Origin of the sequence: Streptomyces sp. NPDC096136, assembly GCF_044763325.1 — a bacterium.
Lineage (GTDB): Bacteria > Actinomycetota > Actinomycetes > Streptomycetales > Streptomycetaceae > Streptomyces.
Map to the genome: position 1 here is coordinate 23,224 of NZ_JBIWFZ010000039.1, position 6,000 is coordinate 29,223.

Consider the following 6,000-nt stretch of genomic DNA (forward strand, 5'->3'; position numbering starts at 1 on the left):
TAGCTTGGTAGGAGCCGAACGTCTCGCATATCCAGCGAATGGCGGTCGCGAGCGCGCGCCCCTGGCAGGCAACCCCTGCGGCGCACGGCTCCCCGCCTCTTCCGGCGCCTTGAAGGAACCCCTCATCCGTGGCCCCGCCACGCCGTGATCTCAAGGAGTCGATCATGACCCCCAGCACCGCCGCCTCCCGCCGCGTCCGCCACACCTCCCCGGCCGACGCCGACCGCAAGAACGCTGCGGCCGCCCTCCAGCGCGCCCTGGACCGCCGTGACAACGGCGGCTCCACCGGCCACTGAACGAACCCGGGCCCTCAGGCGCGACTCGTCCATATGGTGGACGGGATATGTCTGAGGGCTGGGACACGGAGTACGGTTCCGACATGTCGACCAGCATCAATCTCGCAGTGATCCCCGGTGATGGCATCGGCCAGGAAGTCGTGGCTCAGGGCCTCAAGGTCCTTACCGCGGTCCTGCCCCAGGATGTGAAGCTGGAGACCAAGGAATACGACCTCGGCGCCCAGCGCTGGCACCGCACCGGCGAGACCCTCCCGGACGCCGAGCTCGACGCGCTCAAGCACCACGACGCGATCCTCCTCGGCGCCATCGGCGACCCGTCGGTCCCGTCCGGCGTCCTGGAGCGCGGTCTGCTGCTGAAGCTCCGCTTCGCCTTCGACCACTTCATCAACCTGCGCCCCTCGAAGCTCTTCCCCAACACGGCCACCCCGCTCGCCGGCCGTCCGGAGATCGACTTCGTCGTGGTCCGCGAGGGCACCGAGGGCCCGTACACCGGCAACGGCGGCAGCCTGCGCACCGGCACCCCGGCCGAGGTGGCCACCGAGGTGAGCATCAACACCGCCTACGGTGTGGAGCGCGTGGTCCGCGACGCGTACGAGCGGGCCGACTCCCGCCCGCGCAAGAAGCTGACGCTGGTCCACAAGAACAACGTCCTCGTGTACGCGGGCCACATGTGGAAGAACATCTTCGACAAGGTCGGCCGCGAGTACCCCGAGGTCACCACCGACTACCTGCACGTCGACGCCGCGACGATCTTCTTCGTCACCCAGCCGGAGCGCTTCGACGTCATCGTCACGGACAACCTCTTCGGTGACATCCTCACCGACCTGGCCGCCGCCGTCACCGGCGGGATCGGCCTCGCCGCCTCCGGGAACATCAACCCGACCGGCGCCTTCCCCTCGATGTTCGAGCCCGTCCACGGCTCGGCCCCGGACATCGCGGGCACCGGCAAGGCCGACCCGACCGCGACGATCCTGTCCGTCGCCCTCCTGCTGCGCCACCTCGGCTACGAGGAGCAGGCCGTGCGCATCGAGGAGGCCGTCTCCGCCGACCTCGCCGAGCGCGACGGCACCTTCCGCTCCACCGACGCGATCGGCGACGCCCTCGCCGCGCGAGTAGCCGGCTGACCCGGCAGCTCCACCACGAAGCCGCCGGGTACGCACCATCACCCGGCGGCTTCTCCTGCACGGCCCCGGGTGCCACCATCTCCCGTGGGCCGCATCACCCCGTTTCACCGAAGACCCCGCGCGCGCGATAATCGAACGCGAGGCCGCGGTATACGGGGAAGCTCGGACGTCCTGGTACGCATGAGCGCGGTCCGCCATACACAACGGTGAAGGACAAGCACTCATGACGACGCCCACGATCGAGCTCAAGCCCTCCTCGCACCCGCTGTCCGACGCGGAGCGAGAGGCGATCCTGGCCAGCCCCGGCTTCGGCCGCCACTTCACCGATCACATGGTGACGATCAAGTGGACCGAGGGCCGCGGCTGGCACGACGCCGAGCTGGTCCCGTACGCGCCGCTGTCGATCGACCCGGCCAACATGACCCTGCACTACGCGCAGACGATCTTCGAGGGGCTCAAGGCCTACCGCCAGCCCGACGGCACCGTCGCCACCTTCCGCCCCGAGGCCAACGCCGAGCGCTTCCAGGCCTCCGCCCGCCGCATGGCCATGCCGGAGCTGCCGACCGAGCTGTTCATCGAGGCCTGCGACGCCCTGATCAAGCAGGACAGCGCCTGGGTCCCGAACTCGGGCGAGGCCTCCCTGTACCTGCGGCCGTTCATGTTCGCGTCCGAGGTCGGCCTGGGCGTCCGCCCGGCCAACGAGTTCCTCTTCATGGTCATCGCCTCGCCCGCCGGCGCCTACTTCCCCGGTGGCGTCAAGCCGGTCTCCGTCTGGCTGTCCGAGGAGTACGTCCGTGCCGTCAAGGGCGGCACCGGCGCCGCCAAGACCGGCGGCAACTACGCGGCCTCCCTCGTCGCCCAGGCCGAGGCCGCCTCGCACGGCTGCGACCAGGTCGTCTGGCTGGACGCCGTCGAGCACCGCTGGATCGAGGAGATGGGCGGCATGAACCTGTACTTCGTGTACGGCGACCGCATCGTCACCCCGGAGCTGACCGGCTCGCTCCTGCCCGGCATCACCCGCGACTCCCTCCTCACCATCGCCCGCGACCTCGGCTACACCGCCGAGGAGGGCCGCATCTCCACCGAGGACTGGAAGCGCGACAACGAGAACGGCACCCTGACCGAGGTGTTCGCCTGCGGCACGGCCGCCGTCATCACCCCCGTCGGCTCGGTCAAGTCCGAGCGCGCCAACTGGACCCAGGGCGACGGTGAGCCCGGCGAGGTCACCATGAAGCTCCGCAAGGCGCTCCTCGACCTGCAGACCGGCCACCGCGCCGACACCCACGGCTGGATGCACCCGCTCGGCTAGTCCACGCCGGATCCGCCCGCGCAACGGGGTCCCCGCCGGAAGGCGGGGACCCCGTTGCGCGTGTCCGGGCCCGGGCGGTGCGGCGGGTCCGGTCCTACCCGTACGGGCGCAGCGGACGTGCGGGGGGTGCACCGGCATGGGACGTTGACGGTGCCCGCCGATCCGGCGCCCGCACCGGCCCGGGCGGTGCGGCGCACCCCACCGGGGGTGGTTCTCTCGTGCGCCGGCCGCTGGGGCCGGCGGAAAGGCGGATCCCCATGAAGCGGTTCGTTGCCTCAGGCCTGCTCTGCGCGGCCGTCGTGCTCGGGGCCTCGGCGTGCTCGAGTAACGACACGACTCCGGAGGAGGAGGCCTCGAAGGCCGCCGCCGCGCTGTGCACCAACCTGGTCCAGCTGAAGTCGGACAACGCCGCGCTCAAGGCGCTGAATCCGGCGACGGCCACCAAGGACCAGATCCAGAAGGCGGTCGACGCCGTCCAGACCGACTGGAAGAACGTCAAGGAGAGCAAGCAGACGATGAAGTCGGCCGAGCGGGAAGCCGTCCAGGAGGCCACGGACAACCTCAAGAAGAGCTACGACAACCTGCCCGGCGACACCACGGGCAAGGACGCGCTGACCCAGCTCCAGCCGCAGATCCAGGCGGTCGACACGGCGGTCCAGCAGTCGGCCGACTCGCTGAAGTGCCGCTGACGCGGCGGACCCCGGGGCGCGGTGCCCCGGGGTCCGTGGTGGGTGGTGGCGGCCGGTCCGAGGCCGCCTCCCCGTGCGCCGCCGTCAGTCGGCGGCCACCGTGACCCTGTCGGCCGCCGGTGCCGCCGTCCGCCCGGCCCCGGACGCGGCGGCGGTCCGGAACGTCAGCGCCGCGTAGACCAGGCCGCCGACCAGCCCCGACAGGATGAAGCTGCAGTCCACTCCGCCGGTCAGGGCCAGCAGCGGGCCCTCGTACAGCGGTGTCGACACGGCGGCCAGGCCCGCCAGCGCGCCCAGTGCCCAGGACGCCGTCGCGCGCAGGTTCCACCCGGCGCTGTACCAGTAGACGCCGCCGCGGGCCCGGCGGTTGAACACCTGGAGCGCGTCGGCGTCGTACACGCCGCGACAGCGCACGTAGCCGATGAGGGTGATCACGGCCCAGGGGGTGCCGACCGCCGTCAGCAGCAGCACGAACGAGGTCATCGCCGACTGCACGTTCCACTCGAAGGAGCCGAAGAAGACGAAGGCGGTGGCGACGGCCGCGGCGATCACCGTGGCCTTGGTGCGGGTGGCCTTGGGGACGATGGCGTCCAGGTCGAGGCCCATGGAGTAGAGCATCAGGCCCGCGTTGCCCACCGAGCCGGCCGCGGCGGCGAAGAGCAGCGGCACCAGGTACCAGAAGGGCGCGGCGGCCACGAGGGGCCCGGCGTAGTCGGCCCCGGCGCGGGCGGCCAGCGCGGTGTAGGTGCCGAAGAGCTGCGGGACGAGCAGGCCGAACAGCAGGCCGACGCAGGTGGCCCAGTAGACCGTGCGGGAGCTGTGCCGACGGGGGGATATGTAGCGCGTGTAGTCGCCGAGCAGGGTGATGAAGGCGACGGGGCCGCTCAGTCCGGCGGCGACGACGGCGAGGATCCAGGTCGGCCAGAAGGAGCCGAGCAGGTACGCGGTGTCCGGCGGGGCGGCGGTGGTGAAGCCGGGGGCGTAGGCGTACAGGCCGACGGCCAGCAGGGCCACCATGACGATCGAGAGCGCCTTGCTCATGCGCAGCAGCAGCCGGTAGCCGAACACGGCCCCGACCACGGTGAACGCGGCCAGCACCCCGTACATCAGGGAGTGGGTGAAGCCGCTGTCCGGCAGGCCCGTGAGCCGGGCCAGGGTGCCCACCATCACGTCGCCGCCGATCCACAGGGTCAGAGCGGTGTAGCCCAGCGCGAGCAGCAGGCCCACCACCGAGCCCACCAGCCGCCCCCGTACGCCGAACTGGGCGCCGCTGGAGGTGGACAGGTTGGTCGCGGTGCGCAGGGAGACCAGCGCGAGCGGCGCGGTGAAGGCGATGCCGGCGATGGTGCCGGTCACGATGGCGGTGACCGAGGGGACCAGCCCCAGTCCGAAGGACGGGGGGAGCCAGCCGAAGACGATCACACCGAGGCAGAGGTTGGAGCCGAGCAGGATCGACATCAGGTCACGGGGACCGCTCGTCCGCTCCTCCTCCGGGATGGTGTCGACTCCGCGCTGTTCGATGGGCATGGGGGGACTCCCTTGGCACGGCGGGATGGGTGCGTATTCGTTTGAGCGACACTCAATGTGACTCAGCCCCTGCCCCCAGGTCAATGATTCCCAGCGAGGAAATGAAGAGTTAGAGTGATGCTCTAACCCATCGACTCAAAAGGTGGTGGATCGGCGTGCGGCTGACCCCTACGGAGCGCGACCGGCTGCTGCTGCGCAGCGCCGCGGAACTGGCCAGGGCCCGTCGGGCCCGGGGCCTGCGGCTCAACGTCCCCGAGGCCACGGCGCTGATCGCCGACACGGTCTGCGAGGCCGCCCGCGACGGCAAGCGCCTGGCGGAGGCCATCGAGGAGGCCCGCAGCGTCCTCGGCCCCGGCGACGTGCTGCCCGGCGTGGCCGACGTGGTCACCGAGGTGCACGTGGAGGCCGTCTTCGACGACGGATCCCGCCTCGCGGTGGTCTCCTCCCCGATCCGGGGCGCGGTCCCGCTCGGCGCGGACGCCCCGGGCGCGGTCGTACCGGGCCCCGGTGCCCCCCAGCCGGAGCCGGTCGTACACCTGCGGGTGCGCAACACCGCCTCCGTGCCGGTCAGTGTGACCTCCCACTTCCACTTCTTCGAGGCGAACCCCCGCCTCGACTTCGACCGCGCGGCGGCCTACGGCATGCGGCTGTGCGTCCCGGCCGGCTCCTCGGTGCGGTTCGACCCGCACGGCGAGGGCGAGGTCGGCCTGGTCCCGATCGGCGGCGCGCGGATCGCGATCGGCTTCGCGGGCCTGGTCGACGGCCCGCTCGACGCCCCCGGCGCCAAGGAGCAGGCCCTCGCCCGCGCCGCCGCCTGCGGCTACCTGGGCGCGGCCGCCACTCCCGCAGACGCCCCGGAAGGAGACCAGGCGTGAGCCGCCAGACCCCCCACACCGACCACAGTGCCCACTGCGCCCCCGGCAGCCGGCACATCGACCCCCACGAGTACGCCTCCGTCTTCGGCCCCCGCGCGGGCGACCGGGTCCGGCTCGGCGACTCGGGGCTGACCGTCCGGGTGGAGTCCGACGCCCAGAAGCCCGGCGACGAGTTCCTGG

Annotated in this window: 6 protein-coding genes and 1 pseudogene; 6 read left to right on the top strand and 1 reads right to left on the bottom strand. The window is 71.7% G+C overall.

Annotation, left to right across the window (positions count from 1 at the left end):
* Positions 1-164: 164 nt before the first annotated feature.
* The 4 genes from ACIRBY_RS38105 (at position 165) to ACIRBY_RS38120 (ending at position 3,418) form a co-directional block, all read left to right on the top strand.
* Positions 165-296: a hypothetical protein gene (locus tag ACIRBY_RS38105; RefSeq protein ID WP_366451917.1), complete on the top strand. Its 132-nt coding sequence runs from the start codon at positions 165-167 to the stop codon at positions 294-296.
* A gap of 83 nt (positions 297-379) precedes the next feature.
* Positions 380-1,420 (top strand): 3-isopropylmalate dehydrogenase, encoded by a 1,041-nt coding sequence (locus ACIRBY_RS38110; protein WP_403909866.1) that lies wholly within the window; start codon positions 380-382, stop codon positions 1,418-1,420.
* A 223-nt stretch (positions 1,421-1,643) separates the two neighbouring features.
* Entirely contained in the window at positions 1,644-2,729 is a 1,086-nt protein-coding gene (locus ACIRBY_RS38115; protein ID WP_403909869.1) for a branched-chain amino acid aminotransferase, read from the top strand.
* Between the two features lie 257 nt (positions 2,730-2,986).
* Positions 2,987-3,418, top strand: coding sequence for a hypothetical protein (locus ACIRBY_RS38120; protein WP_403909872.1), 432 nt, complete (start codon positions 2,987-2,989; stop codon positions 3,416-3,418).
* An 84-nt stretch (positions 3,419-3,502) separates the two neighbouring features.
* On the opposite strand, the gene ACIRBY_RS38125 is transcribed toward ACIRBY_RS38120, so the two are convergent.
* Positions 3,503-4,945 carry a cytosine permease gene (locus ACIRBY_RS38125; protein ID WP_403909875.1) on the bottom strand — a complete coding sequence of 481 codons (1,443 nt, stop codon included), beginning with the start codon at positions 4,943-4,945 and terminating at the stop codon, positions 3,503-3,505.
* Between the two features lie 155 nt (positions 4,946-5,100).
* Between ACIRBY_RS38125 and ureA the strand changes: the two genes are divergently transcribed.
* Both ureA and ACIRBY_RS38135 read left to right on the top strand, forming a co-directional pair.
* Positions 5,101-5,820 (top strand): urease subunit gamma, encoded by a 720-nt coding sequence (gene ureA, locus ACIRBY_RS38130; RefSeq protein ID WP_403909878.1) that lies wholly within the window; start codon positions 5,101-5,103, stop codon positions 5,818-5,820.
* Positions 5,817-6,000 (top strand): annotated as a pseudogene (locus tag ACIRBY_RS38135) (urease subunit alpha); the annotation flags it as partial. The gene ureA and the pseudogene ACIRBY_RS38135, both read left to right, overlap by 4 nt.

Bases quoted from the DNA above. Each gene is read 5' to 3' on its own strand.
- ACIRBY_RS38115 (WP_403909869.1), top strand. From the start codon at position 1,644: ATGACGACGCCCACGATCGAGCTCAAGCCCTCCTCGCACCCGCTGTCC.
- ACIRBY_RS38125 (WP_403909875.1), bottom strand. From the start codon at position 4,945: ATGCCCATCGAACAGCGCGGAGTCGACACCATCCCGGAGGAGGAGCGG.
- ACIRBY_RS38105 (WP_366451917.1), top strand. From the start codon at position 165: ATGACCCCCAGCACCGCCGCCTCCCGCCGCGTCCGCCACACCTCCCCG.
- ACIRBY_RS38120 (WP_403909872.1), top strand. From the start codon at position 2,987: ATGAAGCGGTTCGTTGCCTCAGGCCTGCTCTGCGCGGCCGTCGTGCTC.
- ACIRBY_RS38110 (WP_403909866.1), top strand. From the start codon at position 380: ATGTCGACCAGCATCAATCTCGCAGTGATCCCCGGTGATGGCATCGGC.